At 43.0% G+C, this 18172-nt stretch carries 14 protein-coding genes; 10 read left to right on the top strand and 4 right to left on the bottom strand.

Annotation, left to right across the window (positions count from 1 at the left end):
- Positions 1–310 precede the first annotated feature (310 nt).
- From D9603_RS07190 to D9603_RS07180, 3 genes are all read right to left on the bottom strand, one after another.
- Complete coding sequence (locus D9603_RS07190) at positions 311–562, bottom strand: hypothetical protein (protein WP_128730805.1); 252 nt, start codon at positions 560–562, stop codon at positions 311–313.
- A 204-nt stretch (positions 563–766) separates the two neighbouring features.
- A complete protein-coding gene (locus D9603_RS07185) occupies positions 767–3532 on the bottom strand; it encodes a TonB-dependent receptor (RefSeq protein WP_161972727.1) in 2766 nt (921 codons plus the stop codon).
- 499 nt (positions 3533–4031) lie between these two features.
- A complete protein-coding gene (locus D9603_RS07180; protein ID WP_128730803.1) occupies positions 4032–6368 on the bottom strand; it encodes a DNA polymerase II in 2337 nt (778 codons plus the stop codon).
- A gap of 165 nt (positions 6369–6533) precedes the next feature.
- Between D9603_RS07180 and dinG the strand changes: the two genes are divergently transcribed.
- The 7 genes from dinG to D9603_RS07145 all read left to right on the top strand — a co-directional run bounded on the left by dinG (position 6534) and on the right by D9603_RS07145 (position 12239).
- Positions 6534–8603 carry an ATP-dependent DNA helicase DinG gene (gene dinG, locus D9603_RS07175; RefSeq protein ID WP_128730802.1) on the top strand — a complete coding sequence of 690 codons (2070 nt, stop codon included), beginning with the start codon at positions 6534–6536 and terminating at the stop codon, positions 8601–8603.
- Between the two features lie 2 nt (positions 8604–8605).
- Positions 8606–9385, top strand: a complete 780-nt coding sequence (locus D9603_RS07170) for a TSUP family transporter (RefSeq protein WP_125252380.1) — start codon at positions 8606–8608, stop codon at positions 9383–9385.
- On the top strand, positions 9382–9981 hold the full coding sequence (locus tag D9603_RS07165; RefSeq protein ID WP_128730801.1) for a primosomal replication protein: 600 nt from the start codon (positions 9382–9384) through the stop codon (positions 9979–9981). The genes D9603_RS07170 and D9603_RS07165 overlap by 4 nt, the downstream gene beginning before the upstream one ends.
- A complete protein-coding gene (locus D9603_RS07160; RefSeq protein WP_128730800.1) occupies positions 9981–10886 on the top strand; it encodes a histone deacetylase in 906 nt (301 codons plus the stop codon). Before D9603_RS07165 ends, D9603_RS07160 begins: the two co-directional genes overlap by 1 nt.
- Before the next feature lie 28 nt (positions 10887–10914).
- Positions 10915–11187 (top strand): late competence development ComFB family protein, encoded by a 273-nt coding sequence (locus tag D9603_RS07155; protein ID WP_125252383.1) that lies wholly within the window; start codon positions 10915–10917, stop codon positions 11185–11187.
- On the top strand, positions 11184–11345 hold the full coding sequence (rsmS, locus tag D9603_RS07150) for a pleiotropic regulatory protein RsmS (protein WP_128730799.1): 162 nt from the start codon (positions 11184–11186) through the stop codon (positions 11343–11345). The genes D9603_RS07155 and rsmS overlap by 4 nt, the downstream gene beginning before the upstream one ends.
- Before the next feature lie 99 nt (positions 11346–11444).
- Complete coding sequence (locus D9603_RS07145; RefSeq protein ID WP_128730798.1) at positions 11445–12239, top strand: NPP1 family protein; 795 nt, start codon at positions 11445–11447, stop codon at positions 12237–12239.
- Between the two features lie 66 nt (positions 12240–12305).
- Here D9603_RS07145 and D9603_RS07140 read toward each other — a convergent pair whose 3' ends face one another.
- A complete protein-coding gene (locus D9603_RS07140; protein WP_128730797.1) occupies positions 12306–12770 on the bottom strand; it encodes a hypothetical protein in 465 nt (154 codons plus the stop codon).
- 291 nt (positions 12771–13061) lie between these two features.
- On the opposite strand from D9603_RS07140, the gene D9603_RS07135 reads away from it, so the two are divergent.
- From D9603_RS07135 to D9603_RS07125, 3 genes are all read left to right on the top strand, one after another.
- A complete protein-coding gene (locus D9603_RS07135; protein WP_128730796.1) occupies positions 13062–16157 on the top strand; it encodes an efflux RND transporter permease subunit in 3096 nt (1031 codons plus the stop codon).
- Between the two features lie 28 nt (positions 16158–16185).
- Positions 16186–17259 (top strand): efflux RND transporter periplasmic adaptor subunit, encoded by a 1074-nt coding sequence (locus D9603_RS07130; protein ID WP_128730795.1) that lies wholly within the window; start codon positions 16186–16188, stop codon positions 17257–17259.
- A 127-nt stretch (positions 17260–17386) separates the two neighbouring features.
- Entirely contained in the window at positions 17387–18142 is a 756-nt protein-coding gene (locus D9603_RS07125; RefSeq protein WP_128730794.1) for a Nif3-like dinuclear metal center hexameric protein, read from the top strand.
- Positions 18143–18172: the final 30 nt, after the last annotated feature.

Here is an 18172-nt window from a genome sequence, read left to right as displayed (position 1 = left end):
AATTGGTTTCAGGGGCGACTACTTATAGCATACAGAGTCAGGCCAAAAGCTGACCAAGCATATCTTCTGAAGCGGAAACAGGAAGCGGTGGGAAAAGTCTTATAATCTGTTAGAGGTACTTAGTAGAAGTCTGTAAGAGCAACCAGACAACAGCCTTGAATGCTCCCACTTGGTATTACGACTTAATCTTAGCAAGAGCAGAGTGCGGGAGCGGTGTTATCACCAAAACTCTCTGGCTAGATAAGGAAACAACACAATGTGATTTTAAAAACCAGGAGTTAACGCATTCCTTATCTAACCCTCAGGTTACTTAGCCGTCAGTCGCTATAGAGGAGCTATTGTTTAATGCTTCTCGTGTTAAGCGCCGCGCATTTTCTTTTTCATATTCGGCTTGTTTTTTATCAATACAGCGCTTGCGCTTTAATTTGCTACCAGTCATAGAGCTGACCTCGCACTCTAATTGACTTTTTTTGCTCGCTGTTGTTGCATCATTTTTAGTTCCAGACGTTGAGCTACACGCAAATAGAAATGCAGTAGTAAACAAAATTATTATTTTTTTCATCACAAGTCCTTCTTTATTTATTGTAATTAACTGGAATTTTGGGAAGTGGTAAGTAATTCAATCTTACCAAAATAAAGTTAACGATAATTTGTATTAATTTCAATATATTAATTATAAAAAAACACTTAAATTATATTGTGCAGTTTTGGTCGTCCATAAACAAAAAAAGCGGGGAAACTTCCCCGCTTCTATTAAGTTTATAAATTAAAACTTAAATGTTGCTTTTGCATAGTATTCACGGCCAGTTAAGCGATGAACACGGATAAGCAGTCCGTTATCACCTTGCGATACATAAGGTGGCTGCTTGTCAAATAGGTTGTTGACACCCAAAGACAACGTCAACGTATCTGTTGCATGATAGTAACCAGATAGGTCGTTATAAATAACAGAGCCTACACTGCTAGATAGCTGATTTTTTGCTGGTGCTACATCATCAACAGCACTTTGGTACTGCATAGTGTGTGCCAGACCCCAATTATCACGGTCATAAGACACACGTAAGTTAGCACGCCAGTCATTAAATGCACCACGTCCACCATTCGCTATATCAGCACCGTAGTAGCCATCTAAGTCTTTAACCTCTAGGCCTTCAGCTTCAAGCGAAGTTTGTTCTAGTAGGTGCGTACCTGCAAGTTTGAAGCGAAGGTTGCCACCTAGAGCTTCCATTGCGTAGTTAAAGTCAAAGTCGATACCTTTTGAGTTGAAGAAACCTAAGTTTTGTGTTGATAAGTCAACACCAACAAGGTTGCCATCTAGGTTACGACGAGGACTGATACCTTTAGTTCCGTATGCTTCAGGGCCTTTGATAAGGTTACAAACTGGCGAAGAGAAGTTTTCGCTCTCATAACACGTCTGAGCAATCGTTTCTAGCGTTAGGCTAGAGATTACATTACTGATCTCAATGTCATAGTAATCAACTGTAGCGCTAAAGCCTTCGATAAAGTCTGGTGACCATACAAAACCAAAAGTCTTACTTTCAGAAGTCTCTGGACCTAGGTCAGGGTTACCACCCCACCATGAACCTGATTGAGAGTTTGGCTGTCCCCAGTTACCAGGAAGGCCGTCTGCTGCACAGTTGGCTTTAAATGTCGCTGAAAGGTCATTGTTTGAGCCGTAGTTTTTACACGGATCACTGTATGAATCAGCTGATTGTGTAAATGGACGGAATAAGTCAGTAATCGACGGTGTACGGAACCCTTCAGAGTAGTTAGCACGAACCATTAACTCTGAGTTAGGACGCCATTCAAGCGCTATTTTCTTAGTCGTCTCAGCATCTTCAATTAGATTTACTTTTGTGCGTCGAGCAGCAACGGTTAAGTCTAAGCGCTCAGCAAAAGCAACATCAGCTAATAGTGGGATATTGGCTTCAACATAGTAAGCTTTGGTGTTGTATTTACCAACTGAACCGCCTGGTGCAGTACCATAGATAGCGCCTAGGCCAGATGCACCGTCAACAATCGCTTCATAAGAAGTCGTAAGGTGCTCGTAACCTGCAGCCCAAGAAATTACACCTGCTGGTAATTCGAAGTCACCTGAATCACCCGTAATGTTAATTTGTAACTGAGTGTCTTCAGAAATCTTAGTATCTGTAAGAGGAACAATCACCCAATCAAGCATATCCTGAGTTAGGCTACCATCAACAAACGGGTTCCAAATGCCATCTGGCGTACCAGCAACAGCAGCAGCACATGCTTTTGAATCATCTGAGCTGTTATCTGCATTGCAAAGCGCTGGATTTACCAACATATTCATGCGCTCTTGGTGTACACGGCCATCGATGAACTCATTAACACGGCGATGGTTAAAGCCGTAGCTAAAGTCCCAATACCAGCCATTTGAGAACTCACCTTCAAAACCGGTTGTGATCAGGTACTCATATACATCAAAGTCTGTACGGCGGTTTCCTGACTCAGTAAGACGACGGTTTACATAAACCTCATCGCCCGTATTGTTATTAGGGTGACTTTCAGGAACCGTCATGCCCCAGAACGTACCTACTGGCGCTAGGTTTGTCGTGTTACTACGGTGAGTGAACATCGACTCAGAGAAAAACTCGATAGAAGAGAAATCTGTTTCAGCTAACTCATAACGACCTGCTGCGAAAAGGTTATAAGTTTCGCGCGGTTGATAAAGAATACTTGTAGAAGAATAGTTATAGCTATCTGAAGTAACAAACGGTCTTGCGTTACCATTTTCGTCCATTACGAATCTGTCAGTCGTGTTGCCTTTTAGCTTGAATGTACCTGGTGAAGAGGTTGTTGAACCACCACATACGATTTTACCATCTTCTTCTTGGCGAGGACAGCTTGAGAAGTCACGGTCTTTACCATAAATAGCTTCACGCTTGTCATAACCTGCTGAGATGATTAGGCTGCCTTTGTCACCTTCAATACCGGTTACAAAGCTAATTGAGTCTGACTCGCCATCACCTTCAGAAGTTTCTTGGTAACGGAACTCTAGTTCAGTACCAGTGTAGTTTTTAGCAGTGATAAAGTTTACAACACCAGCTATCGCATCTGAGCCATAGATAGTAGATGCACCATCACGAAGTACATCAACTCGTGCGATTGCAGCCATAGGAATAGTACTAATGTCACCACTGAAACGACGGCCGTTTAGTAGTACCAAAGTACGGTCAGAACCAAGACCACGAAGGTTCATACTAACTGTACCATTACCGCCGTTATTTACGTTTGAACCATAACTACCACCGCTGATTACTGGTAGCTGCTGAACAAACTGCTCAAGAGTAGGTACACCTGAAGCCTTGATATCTTCCATTGAGAAAGAACTCACTGGCATTGCAGTTTCTAGGTCAGTACGCTTGATACGAGAACCGGTTACTTGAATTCGCTCTACGCTTTCAACTGATGCTTCTTCTGCAGCTGCGGTTGCGCTAAATACAGCTGTTGACGCTGCTCCAAACGCTAATCCAAGGCGTACAGCCTTGCTTACTTTATTATTTAACATTGATTGCTCCCTGATTATTTTTATGTGCCATGAAAATATATCCCTAGATAACATATAGTTAGGACTCTCGAACATAACTAACTTAGGGACAAGTCACTGCATGACGCAGCTATACTACTTTCTGTAACAACATAGGGTCAACATTCATTTTCATAATTTAAACCAAAGAAGAACCAGCATTAACATAAAAAATTAAAAAAATAATTAGTAAATACAGTAACTTATTAAACATCAAAAAAGTTCAAAAAAAATATATTTTTTTTAAAAAACCCCAGTCAACGCCCCAAACTAGGTACAGTAACTTAACAAAATGACGGACTTTTTTTCTTTTTTGATCGATTTGCGTACTCCAAAGCTTGAATTCCACTCAGAATAGACTAAGAGAGTATGGCGAACGAAGTGAATGTTAATGGTAAACAGCGAAAAAGCCGAGCCAAAAACAGTAAACAAAATTAACATATAGAAGCAAAGCTATTGCTATAATTGGAATTTAACTATTCTAAAGTAAGCCAAGACTTTGCTGGCCGTCGGGGCGTATGCTTAGCTGTGCAGCGTTCGGCAACATTTCATAGATAGGCAAAATTTGTTTTTCAATATACTGATAATAATCAATATCTTTCAACTTATCTGGCACAGCGAACCTAGGCCCGTTGGTACTTAAGTAATATGGTATTTGCGTACCTTTTCTAGCGCTTGTTAAAAGCCCTTCTTCAATCGCTTGTTTTGCAGCTCTTACTTGAGGTGGTATGTTTTTGGTATATAACTCCACTGATTTGCCCAGTTTTTTCCGATATACAAGCTTTTCATCGACTTCACCAGCAAAGATGCGACTAATATATTGGTGTGTGATCACAACAGCGTCTTCTCCATCAAACAACGCTCGAATAACAGCTTGTTGGTATTCTTTTGCGATTTCAGTCCAGTCACTGCGAACGGTTTCCATCCCCTTAAATACTAGCTTCTTTTCACCCGCTTCAACAACTTGACCAACATAACGCTTTTTTGAGCCAATTTCTTGGCCACGGATTGTCGGCATAAAAAACGGGCTATAGTGCGTTTCAAATTCTATTTCTAGATAACTATCAAGACCAAAGCGCTCCACTAATTGATTACGCCACTTATCATTGATGGTATGCATTAGCTGTTTTCCAACAGCTTGGCACTCGTGACTAGCTAAACACTCAGGTAAGCAAACGAAAGTGGAGTCCGTATCGCCATAGATAACCTCATATCCTAACTGTTCAATCCAGGTTCTAGTTTGCTGCATAATTTGATGTCCGCGCATCGTTATTGAACTAGCAAGACGAGGATCGTAAAATCGACAGCCCTTTGATCCTAGTACGCCGTACAAGCTATTCATAATAATTTTAATTGCTTGTGACAACATCATATCGCTGTTCAATTTTGCTTTTTCACGGGCGCTTGCAAGTGAGGCAACTAAGCCAGGTAAATGATGTTGAGTGCGACTGAACTTACCTTTGTTAAACCCTTCAATTGCGTCGTTGGGAGCTTGTAACCCCTCAATTAATCCCATAGGGTCAATACAGAACGTGCGAATAATAGAGGGATAAAGGCTTTTAAAATCCAAAACCAAAATATTTTGGTAAAGCCCGGGTTTTGAGTCCATCACATAGCCGCCAGGGCTATCAAAGCTAATACCATGCTCTGATAAATTAGGGGCGATATAACCACTTCGATGTAATAGTGGTAAGTATAGATTAGTAAATGCGGCCACAGAGCCACCCATTTTCTCAAGCTCAAGTCCTGTCAGTTGAGTGCGCGCAAGCGCAAACTCCAATAAGTTTAGCTTGAGAAATATATCTAAAACTAGCTGGCAATCCTGCATATTATATGCGGCCAAAGCAGGCTTATCATGATGGAATTGGCGGATGATCTCTTCGAGACGGTCATCTTGCGCAATAAGCTTTGTGCGCCCAAGTATTTTCTCCGCCACAAAGCTGAGCTTGAAAGTTTCAAAGTGGTAGGTGGCATTTTTCATCATATCTATGCCATCTAGCATAACTCTGCCCGGAATTAACACTCGGGTGTAATTCCCTTTAAATATAGACATCGCACCACCGTCTCGCCCAATAGACAATGCCACTCCGTTGGCTTGTGCACGCTCAGCTAATATGTTTGCATCGAACTCAATCACATTCCAGCCAATTAAGACATCTGGATCCAGTCGATTTATTTGCGTCACTAACTCTTGTAATAATGCGATTTCATCATGAACCCAAATCACCTCAACGGTGGCTGGTTGTGGTTCACCTATCATGATGACAAACTGCTCGAGCTTAGTAACAAGTCCGATTGAAAACAGCACACCTTCACCGTTGCATTCAATATCTATTGATAGCATGTCAAGATTTGGCCGGTAATCATCTGAGGCTTTAAATTGTGCTTGGGTAATTTCAACGTAACCTTGTTTGTGTGTCGCATGCCCCTTGACCCAAGCAGCTCCTTTAATAAATCGCTCCATTAAATAGCGATCAGTATGGCGAATATCTTCTTCATATAATGTAACTTGGTTTTCAAGCAGCTGCTTTGCTTCATAGAACTGAGGTAAACTACGAAACTTCACGACACAAACGGGGTTTTGATCAAAGTGCTTTAGTTGACTGGAAAAAATGTCAAAGCGTACCTGACTCTGATTGAGGATCTCTGTTACTTTGGCGCGCTGCGTGAGCTTTATAAAAAATAGTGGCTGCTCACCATCCACCCATACCTTCAGCAAATGCTGGTGTGACTTAAGCCAATAGCACAAACGCAGCTTACCGTTTACTTGTATTTGCTGTCTTGATAATACAAAGCCCTGATATATCGCTTGTGCCAACTCCAATACCACCCTAAAATAGCTCAATCACTGTAATTATATCCACCTGTTTATTGAACATAAAGGCGTTTACAACTAAACCGACCTAATTAGGATAACGATTAAACACAAATTTAGTTCAAGTGGTAGGCTTGTTCCATCTTTGCACACTAGGCCAGATACATTATGCTCTCAGACAAATTAAAAAAAACCATCCGTCAAGCACATCAGCAAATAGCGTCTGCTTTAGATGGCTTTCGCCCGCGTCCGAGCCAAAACTATCTCGTTGCCGAAATAGCCAAAACACTGAGTGGCGATTATCATCGAACTCAACGTATATGTGTAATCGAAGCTGGAACCGGCACCGGCAAATCTCTCGCGTATTTGTTAGGCGCGCTACCGGTTGCACTTTCTAGCAAAAAAAAGCTTGTGATTTCAACGGCAACGGTGGCTTTACAAGAACAGCTGATCAACAAAGAGTTGCCTTTTTTGCAGGCTCATTCGGGTTTGGATTTTAAGTTTGACTTGGTTAAAGGTCGCCAGCGCTATATTTGTGTACAAAAGCTTATGGCAGCGGTAAGTGATGATGAAATGCAGTTGTCCATGATGCCGACAACCAGTAGTCCATTATCAAAAGCCGAACAAAGCTGTTTAAGAGAGCTTGCCCTCGCTTACCAAGAAAAACGCTGGCAAGGAGACCGAGATAGTTGGGAAGATACCATTCCTGACAAAGTCTGGAACATCATTGCTTGCGATAAACATGCTTGCCAACGTCAGCTAAAATCTCATCACTTGTGCCCTTTTCATTTAGCAAGACAGAAGATCGCACAAATGGATGTATTGGTAATAAACCATGCGTTACTACTTGCAGATCTTGAGTTAGGTGGCGGGACTATTTTACCTGAACCTGAAGACACCTTTTATGTGATAGACGAAGCACATCACCTCCCCCATATCACCCGTGATTTTTCCTCTGCTGCTGCAACAATTAAGGGGACTATTGAGTGGCTTGAAAAGCTCCTCAAGTTTAGTGGAAAAATGGCCAACACTGTGGTTTCACAAAAGGCCATAGGACAAAACTTTAAGTTAAATGATGCCGCCAATGACGCCGCGAAATATCTAAAAGCAGTACGAGATATTCTCGATCAAAGTGATTTTACTTACAATGATGATGACACCTATCGTTTTAGCCATGGAGAGGTGCCTGAAAGCCTAACTGTAAAAGCGAAAGATATTGCTGATGCTACGCAAGACGCACTACGTTGCCTCACAAAAATGCACGATGCTTTATCTGGCGATGTCTCTGATGGTGATGTACAAGCATTTTTAGCAGATCCATTGCTTGTTGAAAGTGGCCAGTATATAAACCGTTTAGAGCAGCTGAATAAATTGTGGTTCAGCTATGCGAAAAAGGGAGAAAACGTCCCCCATGCAAGATGGATTAAGCGTTTAGAATACAAAAATCATCATGACCACCTGTTGTGCGACTGCCCTATTGAAGTAGGCTATTACCTAAAAGATAATCTTTGGCGAGAATGTGCTGGTGCCGTGTTGTGTTCAGCAACACTTAGTGCACTGGGCAACTTTGACCACTTTGCTCATGAAAGTGGCTTGGCAAAAGAACCTGGGGTTAAATATATCAAAGCAGATTCTCCATTTGATTATCCAAATCAAGCCACCTTGCATTTGCCCAAAACACCAACCGATCCAACCGATAAAGCATTTAGCGATTACCTTGGCGAAGCGCTACCGAATTATCTAGATACGAATAAAGCAAACCTTGTGTTATTTGCATCTTATTGGCAAATGAATCACGTTGTAGAAAAGCTAAGAAGCAAAAAGCTTAATATTTTAGTACAAGGGGAGTTGTCTCGTGATGCTTTGCTCACCCGCCATAAAGCCAATATCGACTTGGGTCGTGGCAGTATTTTATTTGGCACGCAGAGTTTATCCGAGGGTTTAGATCTCCCAGGCAAGTATCTAGAAAACCTTATTGTAACCAAGATCCCTTTTGCCGTCCCCACCTCACCTATTGAGGAAGCGCAAGCCGAGTTCATACAAAGTAAAGGCGGCAATCCATTTTTATCTATAACAGTGCCTGATGCTGCGAAGAAATTAGTACAAAGCTGTGGTAGACTGCTGCGCAAAGAATCAGATTCCGGCCGTATCACCATCTTAGATAGACGCTTGGTTACCAAGCGGTATGGTAAAGCCATGCTTGATACTCTGCCACCTTACAAAAGGCAAATTGATTAATAATGTTTGAACTCGCGTTAGAACCCACTACATGGGGGTTACTTTGCTTAGTCGCACTGGCTGCTGGATTTATTGACGCTATTGCTGGGGGCGGTGGACTACTAACTGTGCCCGCGTTGTTGACAGCCGGACTTCCACCACATTTAACGTTGGGCACCAATAAACTTGCCGCCAGTTTTGGCTCACTTACGGCCAGTTTTACTTACTATAAAAAGCAGCTGTTTAAGCCTAGCTTTTGGATAGGTTCCACTATTGCGACTGCTATAGGCGCGGTATTGGGCACTCTACTGGTCGATTTTCTTAGTATCGAGTTTTTAAATAAGTTGATACCTATCATTATTATTGTTGTTGCAATATACAGCTTGGTCGGCAAACTAAGCCCAACCGATTCACATACATTGCCCGAAGCTAATCGAGCGCTAAAAATAAAACAGTGGGCTCAAGGTCTGTCTCTCGGGTTCTTCGATGGTATGGCAGGACCAGGGACTGGTACTTTTTGGACGGCTTCAAACAGCATGCTATATAAAATGAGCTTGCTGTTGAACTGCGGCCTTGCTCGTTCAATGAACTTTGTTTCTAACTTTATTTCATTGATCACTTTTGTCGCTTTGGGACACGTAAACTTTTTATTGGGTGTAACCATGGGGGCATTTTTAATGTTTGGCGCATGGCTTGGCGCACACTCAGCCATAAAATTTGGTAACAAGTTGATCAAACCGTTATTTAATACTGTCGTCATTATTCTTGCTGGCAAGCTTATTATTGAGGCTTATTTTTCATGAGTGTGGGGCTTATCAAACTAGAACAGCAAATTAGCCGCTTGAAACAACAAGCCATACAATTCGATGCTGCCAAATGGTTTGATAAGAACCGCTATATGCAGGCGCAACCGAGCTTATTCGATACTCGAGTGTTTCGAACCAAAAGCTTAAAGCTCAGTGATTATGTTGATGAGATCTCAGAAGCAATGACTCACCTGCCACCTAGCGAGCAACGTCACGCTTTTGCATTTGCAATAGAGCGGATAGGTTCGCAGATGGAGGCGGTGTTAAAAGTATTAAAATCAACCCCTGTATGGGCCAAAGAAAATAAACTCAACACTCCAAAGAAGGCCAAAGTTTATAAAAAAGCCGTACAAAAAATCATGCAATCCTCTCATGAGTTATATCAAGAGCTCTCGCAAAATCATGAATTTGAACGTAGATTACAAGAAATGATAGACCTGAGAAGGCTACAAATGGACAAGGCGAACGGCAATGAAGCTGCTAAGCTTAACGCCGAAATTTTAGCCCTCCATGCTCGCCTTGGTCGTTGCAGAAAAGCCATTACGGCCACCGAGCAAAAAATTCAAGAAGTAGAAAAAAGTCAAAATCGATAATGCTTTACTACCACCCAATTTACAGCGCCCTAGCTTTACCAAAGCATCACCGCTTCCCAATCAGCAAATATCAAAAATTATATCAACGATTAAATAACAACAAGTTTGCCGAGCATATCAAGCAGCCTGAGCAAAAGATTACCCGCGATGCACTCCTTCTTTGCCATGACAGCGGTTACGTTGATGCCTTTTTAGCAGGTACCCTGAGCGACAAAGCTATTAAGAGAATGGGATTTCCTTGGAGCCGACAACTTGTGGAGCGTACCTTGATTTCTTTGGGTGGCAGTTTAGCAGCAGCTGAGTATGCACTAACGCATGGCATTGCAGCCAACCTAAGTGGCGGCTATCATCATGCTCATCGTGAGTTTGGCAGTGGTTTTTGCATTTTTAATGACTGGGTAGTTGTTGCCGCGACCTTAATTGCACAACATCAAGCTGAGAAAGTGCTGATCTTTGACTGTGATGTCCACCAAGGTGACGGCACCGCAGCCCTAGCCAAAGGGCGTGATGATATTGTCACCTGCTCTATTCACTGTGAAAGCAACTTCCCAAGGATCAAGCCCAATTCAGATTTAGACTTTGCATTACCGGTGGGAACAGAAGACAAACAATACCTTGAAACTGTTCAAGAAGCGATAACGCTAGCTACACGTATACATCAGCCAGATATCATTTTATATAATGCTGGTGCAGATATTTACCAAGGCGATGAATTAGGCCACTTCAATATCTCGCTCGAGGGCGTATACACCCGTGACTCAATTGTAATTGACTGTGCCGTTACACAAAATATCCCCTTAGCTATCGCGCTCGGTGGTGGCTATCAAAGAAACATCGACCAACTTATAGATGTACATCAACAAACCTTTTTGGCTTTGTTAGGTAACCCCGCTATTATGATATAAACTAAAAAAGGAATGTGCAGGAGGCGGTATGAAATTACATGACGATATACATAATTATTACGAAAAGCTGGTTGTTGAGCATATTGTTCGTCGTAAACTAGATAAAGTCTATGATGAAGATGTTATGGCTGATTTTTGCTGCACTGTATTAAATCAGCTGCCTTCACGCTACATTCGCTATGATGTAGATATGGAGTTTTACCTCCCGCAACCAGAAAGAGAAAAAATGGAAAAGGCAGTTGACGTCGCCATCGAATTTGCTGTTGCCCAAATCGCCAAAAAGAAGCAGTTTCAAGAATGAGTACTCCGTTAGAACAAGCTCCAACCCATGTAAAGCTCGCCATTGATCTCATCATGTTGCTTGAACAGCATGAGATCCCTGCTGAAGAAGTGCTCGCTGCACTTGAGATTGTTCAGTCTGATTTCAAAAATAAATTAAATCCAGAACAAAAAACTTAACACATTATATACAATCAAGTCATACTTCCGCGATAATCTTGGATCCTAATCTCGCGTTAGCGGCTGCTAACGCCAATTATACCCATTAAGGAAAGCGATATGACAACACCATATAAACCTCTTTTATCTCTTGCGATTGTGCTTGCTGGCGTGCAAATAGCGCAGGCTCATGATTTCATAGCCTTAGATGAAGCACTCCCCGCCCCTTACATCATTAACGGTACAGAGCCGGTATTTGATTTTGATGGTGACGGTTGCCTCCCAAGTGCTGGGATAAGCCGAACCGGCGAACAAAACTCGGGGTTAAAAGCTTCTGGACGTATCACTGGCGATTGCCGCGACAATCAATTTTTAAATACCTCAAATACTGTACATCGCTACGCCTGCAAAACGACCGAAAGCGGTGATTATTGTGGCCACTTTTATGCACTTTATTTTAAGAAAGATCAGGTATTTGACTATTTTGGCGGAGGTCACCGGCACGACTGGGAATATGCAGCGGTGTGGACGCTTGATGGGTTAGTCACACACGGAAGCTATAGCGCTCATGGCGATCTATTTACGAAACCGGCTCAAGAGCTGCCATTTGAAAATGGTCATTTAAAGATTGTCTATCATAAGGATGGCATACTGACGCATGCACTTCGTTTTGCCAAGCATAATGAGATTGCTGAAAATGGTTATCACCGCTTTGTAACCCCTCCGATAATAAGTTGGTATCACATGACTGGCGACAACATCTCAAATATAGACTTACGTGATAAGCTGAATCAATATGACTACGGCTCTGCGACTTTACCGGTAAAAGATAGTCGCTTTCTTAATAATTTAAATCGTTTTAAACCTGAGGGTTATCCTATCTATACGCAAAGCGATATTAATGCCTCTAGATAGATTACACTGAACTATCTCACAGGCTATGTGCTTCAAAAGCACTTAGCCTGAGGCTTCTCATACCAGTTACGACATAGTTTCCGAAGGTGTATTCTGACGAGCTTGCGTCAATTTATACTGCGCAAAAAAGATACTATCTACCTCACTGCTATTGGGATCAGTGAAATACGCAATATCACTTCGATGTGGCTGTGGTGAAAGATGATTGCCGTCTTCCCAGTATAGTACCGCGTGTTTTATCAGTTCACCTAAATAGGTATGATCCCACGCATAATGACAAAAACCATGATGATCGCTCAAATTTGGCGAATATGCTTTACTCATCGGCTTAGCCAGCTGAGCATTTTTATAGTCAGCAAAATGCTTCGCATCTTGTTCTGCGCAAAGTGGATCAGTGAAATAAGCGACATCACGTCTAGGTGGTAATGCCTGTGGCAGGCCAAACTTATCCGTTATCCCACCACATTCCACTACTATCCACTGAACAAAATGTGCACCAATAATATGATCCCATTTTAACGCTACAAACATAAACTCTCCTTTTATACTTCATTAACTAATCAACACTATTGCAAAGAGCTGATCGCGCTGGCCCTAGTTTAACGACTTAATAGCTCTGTGCTAGTCAAAGTTCTATCGGGTTTATTCCAGATCAAAAAGTTTTTCAATCTATAAAAAAGCGTTACAAGGTATTACGAGAATGCACTTTATCGCTTATTTTCGCCGATTGGACGCTAACTTCGAAAAACGTAAGATTTACTTTACTGGCACTTTTTTTACATCACACTACAATGCAAAAAAAGCAAGATTGGAAGTATAGCAATGAACATAACACGTAGTTCGCTTAAGAATCCAGCGAGTGTAATTGTCATTCTGGTACTCATAATGCTGTTTGGAATGTTAAGTATTTTTAAACTCCCCATACAGTTAACACCAGATATAGAGCAACCTCAAATCACTATTTTTTCTGGATGGCGCCAAGCTGCTCCAGAAGAAATTGAGTCAGTGATAATTGAGCCGCTAGAAAATGCAGTTAAAAATACCCCAGGCGCACTTGAGATAAACACCAATATTAATAGGGGTAATGGTTCTATCACGCTCACTTTCGCTGTCGGTGCGAATATGCAGCAAGCCATGTTGGACGTATTAACTAGCTTGAATCAAGCTCCGCCATTACCTTTAGATGCGATTGACCCTGTAGTTTTTGCTGGCGGCAACAATGGCGAAGCCGCGGCCACTTTACTCGTCACGCCCAAAGACTATCACTCAGATAGTCTCGACTTCGATATGGCGCAATTTCAAAAACAAATAGATGAATTTATCGAGCCGAGACTTGCCCGTATTCCCGGGGTTGCCAGAGTCGACCTTGCCAGCGAGCGCCCCAAAGAGTTACGCATTACTTTTGACCCTCACAAGGCCGCAGCATTGGGCATTAGCCTAAACCAAATTAGTAATGTTTTAGCCAGTTCTAGGGATACCTCAGGCGGTCTTGCCAATGTGGGAAGACGCCAATATACAGTCAGATTTACAGGCCAATACGACCTTTCAAGTATGGCACAAATGCGCGTTGGTTACTCCGGTGATAGACCCATATATTTGGGGGATATTGCCAGTGTCGAGCGCACCTTTTCAGACCGTCTAGGTATGAGTGGGCGCAACGGTAAACCCGCCTACTACATCCGAATTTCAAGAGCAAATGAAGCCAATACAGTGGCATTGTTAGATGAGATAAACCAAGCCATTAATGAGTTAAATCAAGGTCCTTTAGCAGAAAATGGTCTGTCTATCGAACTGAGCTTTGACGCCTCAGTGCATATCCGAAACGCACTGTCACTAGTGAAAGGAAATTTAGGTCTTGGTGTGCTGCTTTCTTGTTTAATTCTGTGGCTATTTTTCAGAGGGGTTAAAGCTACTTTTGTTATAGCGGCAACCATTCCTGTTTCCCTGATGGTGGCATTTCTCACACTTAATATTTTTGACCGTAGCCTTAATGTGATCTCTCTTGCGGGACTTGCATTTGCTGTGGGGTTGGTTTTAGATGCTGCCATCATAGTGCAGGAAAATATAGCACGGCTTCGCACCGAGGGGTTTGATAGTAAAAAGGCCGCACTAAAGGGCGCGGCGCAAGTGACTGGCGCGCTCTTTGCTTCAACGACTACAAGTGTAGCCATCTTTTTACCTATTCTCTTTATGGCCGGTATTGAAGGCCAGCTGTTTTCGGATTTAGCACTGACACTCTCTATTGCGGTTATTGCGTCCATGCTCTGCGCCATCACACTCATTCCGCTTGCCAACCATCTTTGGCCTGACAGTGAAATAAAAACAGACCCTTACCACCAATACTGGCAAAAACTCACGAACTTCATCATGAAATTGACCAATAGCCGAACTAAGCAACTCACTTGGATTGGGGTGTTACTTGGTGGCTCGGTGGTTGCAACAATGACCATGCTACCAAAAACTGACTTTATGCCCCGAGCACCAACAGATGGCTTCTTCTTCAGTTTAGTAACGCCTCCTGGTGGTAATGTCCAATTTATGGAAGAAGAGTTATTACTGAGAGTAAAAAAGCGTTTGATGCCATATTACGAAGGCGCAAAGGAGCCCGGAATAAAAGATTTTAACTTTTATGCTTTTGGCTCTAACGCCGGGGGGTTTATTTATTCTGCCGATCCGCAGCGTGTCGAAGAATTGATGAAAGTAGCGCGAGAGGAAATTTTTGTTGACCTGCCCGATACGCAAGTCTTTTTCTTTCGAGGCTCAATGATCCAGGTAGCCAATGGTGGTGACGGCCGCGACATTAATATTGATATCACCGGCCCAAATATGGATGACTTAATTACAGGCGCTGAAGTTGCGTTAGGAGCCGTAAAAGAGGCATTGCCACAAGCAACAGCTAGGCCTCAGCCGCGCTTAGACATGGCTGAGCCAGAGCTAAGGCTTACACCAAACGATCGCCGTATCACGCAAGCGGGGTTAACACGTCGCGATGTATCGCAGGCCGTTCAAGCTTACACTGGAGGTTTATTTATCAATGAGTACTTTGATGGTAACGAACGTATGAATGTCATCTTACGCGGTATTCCATGGAAGAACCCAGAAGAGCTGAAGGCATTACCCATAGTAACTCCACATTCTGGTATTCAAACGCTTGGTGAACTTGCCAACATTGAGCGTACTGTTGGTCCAACTCAGTTACGGCGAGTAAATGGTCGCCGAACAGTAAGCATCGTTGTCACTCCACCAGCTGACATGAGCTTGCAACAAGTTCAGACTATTTTGACTGAGCAAGTTATGCCTAAAGTCAGAGCAAGCATGCCTGATAGCGCTGGTGTGATTTTGGCCGGAAACGCCCAGAAGATGAACTCTGCAATGGCCGAAATGGCGCTCAACTTTGTGTTGGCACTGTTTATTTTATTCCTATTAATGACAGCTCTATTTAAATCTGCAAAAGATAGCGTACTGGTGTTACTAGTTATGCCCCTAGCGATTGCCGGTGGTGTACTGGCACTATATATATTGAACCTATTTACCTTCCAATCGTTAGACTTACTGACCATGATTGGCTTTATTATTCTGCTTGGGCTGGTTGTCAATAATGCCATTCTATTGGTCGACCAAACTCGGGTTGCCATGGCTTCAGGCATGAGTCGAGAAACCGCAGTAAGGCAAGCGGTACTGCTAAGAGCGCGGCCAGTATATTTAAGTACGTTAACGAGTTTGTTCGGTATGCTGCCACTAATGCTTATGCCTGGTGTAGGCTCAGAAATTTACCGTGGTCTTGCCACTGTTATCGTAGGTGGGATGGCAATCAGCGCGCTATTTACTTTAGTGCTCATGCCAAGCTTGTTACAGCTTGGGCGAAAAACTCCGCCTTGCCAAGGCAACCAGCAAGTAACCAAAGCCCCCTTAGCTTAGTCGCGGCTCAGTAAATAGTGAGAATAACATGAAGAACCTAATAAAACAGACCGTTAAAACATTGGCACTTTGTACTTGTATTATTGCGCCACAAATCTATGCGGTTGTCCCCGTAAGCACCAAAGCAGTGACCGAAGCGCCACTAACCCATGAAATTGAAGTAAGTGGTACGCTATATGGCAAAAACGATGTGACCCTCACTTCAGGCGTCAGCGGAAGATTACTCTATGTGGTCGAGCCAGGCACAACCGTAACCAAAGACGAAGTACTGGTCAGAATGGATACTTTACCGCTAGAGCTTGACAAGGCAAGGCAGACCGAGCTACTCAAGCGTGCAAAAATTAATTTACGCTTATATCAACAAGAACTCTCACGGTTAAAAAAGCTAGCTAAAACCAGTAGCGCCGCAGAAAGCCAGGTTGATGAAGTACAGAATAAACATGATTTGGCCCTGTCTGACATTGCACTGGCAGAAGTTGAACTTCGCGTCATAGAAGACAAGCTTTCAAGAGCCACTATTCGCGCCCCATTCAATGGGGTGATCAGTGAGCGTTTCAAACGTGCTGGTAGAGAAATTAATCGTGCAGACGAGCTGGTAACAATTTTAGATATTCACCACCTTGAAGCTCGCCTTTATGTTCCGGTAAAGTACCTTAAGTTTTTACACCAAGGCATCGAATTGCCCATTCAGGCTGGCGACTTATCACACCCTGAACATACTACTGCCACCATTACTGCGGTGATCCCATCAACCGATCCACGCTCACAAACTGTTGAGGTACGCGCGTCCATTACAGCTGAGCAAAGCCATAGCTGGGCAATCGGTCAACTTGTTGATGTTACTGTGCCGCTCAGTAGTAAACAGCCGACGCTCTTGGTAGATCGCGATGCCCTCATACTGCGAAAACAAGGCTCTCATGTGGTTAAAATCGATGCTCAAAATAAAGCCGAGCAAATTCCCGTTACCATTGGCAATGGAAAAGGCCAATGGGTCGAAGTTATTCCTCGTCAAACGCAAAGCCTACGCGCTGGCGATAAGGTTGCTATTCGTGGTGCTGAGCGACTTCAAACAGGTCAAGATGTTGAAGTTACCAACCCGTAACTAAGCCGGTTTACTAGCCCAATGAGCCCACTCAAGGATGAGCAGCTCATTTTTCTTTTACTCCCCCTCAATTTTGATCTCATCACAAAACAGGTAAACTAGCACCATCTAACCGTTAGGGGGTGTTATGAAACGAACCAAATTAGTGAACCAATTAACAGAACTGCTAAAACCTTTTCAAATAAATGACTATTGTCCAAATGGGCTACAAGTAGAAGGGAAAGCGGAAATCCAAAAAATAGTTACAGGTGTAACCGCAAGCCAAGCCTTAATTGACGCAGCAGTTGCACGCGGCGCTGATGCTATTTTGGTTCACCATGGTTATTTCTGGAAAGGCGAAGACCAATGTGTAACCGGCATGAAAAAGCGTAGGCTACAAACGTTGCTTGCCAATGATATTAACCTGCTTGCATACCACCTTCCTTTGGATGTTCATCCGGAACTTGGCAATAATGCTCAGCTTGGTAAATTGTTAGGGCTTGAAATTGAAAGGCCGCTTGAGCCATGGAATAAAAATAGCGTCGCTGTTAAAGGCAAACTAACAACACCAATGACTGCAACGGATTTTGCAGCACTTGTTGAAGAAAGGCTTGGCCGTAAACCACTGTTAAACATCGCTGGCGAGCACCTTATTCACACCATTGCTTGGTGTACTGGTGGTGGACAAAGCTTTATTGACCTTGCAGCAAATCAAGGTATAGATGCCTACCTCACGGGCGAGGCGTCAGAGCAAACGATCCATTCTTCGAACGAGCAGCAGATACACTTTATCGCCGCCGGACATCATGCCACCGAACGCTACGGTGCCAAGGCGCTCGGCGAATACTTAGCAGCGCAATACGACCTCGATGTTGAGTTCATCGATATCGACAATCCGGTTTAATACCAACTCGCTTAATTAAGTGATCTATTT

This window comes from Pseudoalteromonas sp. PS5 (assembly GCF_004103255.1).
GTDB lineage: Bacteria > Pseudomonadota > Gammaproteobacteria > Enterobacterales > Alteromonadaceae > Pseudoalteromonas > Pseudoalteromonas peptidolytica.
The sequence above is the reverse complement of the archived record's forward strand: the minus strand, read 5'-3'. Positions and strand labels throughout refer to the sequence as shown.

Coding starts and splice junctions, on each gene's coding strand:
- rsmS (WP_128730799.1), top strand. CDS start 11,184: ATGAGTACTCCGTTAGAACAAGCTCCAACCCATGTAAAGCTCGCCATT.
- D9603_RS07145 (WP_128730798.1), top strand. CDS start 11,445: ATGACAACACCATATAAACCTCTTTTATCTCTTGCGATTGTGCTTGCT.
- D9603_RS07155 (WP_125252383.1), top strand. CDS start 10,915: ATGAAATTACATGACGATATACATAATTATTACGAAAAGCTGGTTGTT.
- D9603_RS07170 (WP_125252380.1), top strand. CDS start 8,606: ATGTTTGAACTCGCGTTAGAACCCACTACATGGGGGTTACTTTGCTTA.
- D9603_RS07135 (WP_128730796.1), top strand. CDS start 13,062: ATGAACATAACACGTAGTTCGCTTAAGAATCCAGCGAGTGTAATTGTC.
- dinG (WP_128730802.1), top strand. CDS start 6,534: ATGCTCTCAGACAAATTAAAAAAAACCATCCGTCAAGCACATCAGCAA.
- D9603_RS07165 (WP_128730801.1), top strand. CDS start 9,382: ATGAGTGTGGGGCTTATCAAACTAGAACAGCAAATTAGCCGCTTGAAA.
- D9603_RS07125 (WP_128730794.1), top strand. CDS start 17,387: ATGAAACGAACCAAATTAGTGAACCAATTAACAGAACTGCTAAAACCT.
- D9603_RS07190 (WP_128730805.1), bottom strand. CDS start 562: ATGAAAAAAATAATAATTTTGTTTACTACTGCATTTCTATTTGCGTGT.
- D9603_RS07185 (WP_161972727.1), bottom strand. CDS start 3,532: ATGTTAAATAATAAAGTAAGCAAGGCTGTACGCCTTGGATTAGCGTTT.
- D9603_RS07130 (WP_128730795.1), top strand. CDS start 16,186: ATGAAGAACCTAATAAAACAGACCGTTAAAACATTGGCACTTTGTACT.
- D9603_RS07140 (WP_128730797.1), bottom strand. CDS start 12,770: ATGTTTGTAGCGTTAAAATGGGATCATATTATTGGTGCACATTTTGTT.
- D9603_RS07160 (WP_128730800.1), top strand. CDS start 9,981: ATGCTTTACTACCACCCAATTTACAGCGCCCTAGCTTTACCAAAGCAT.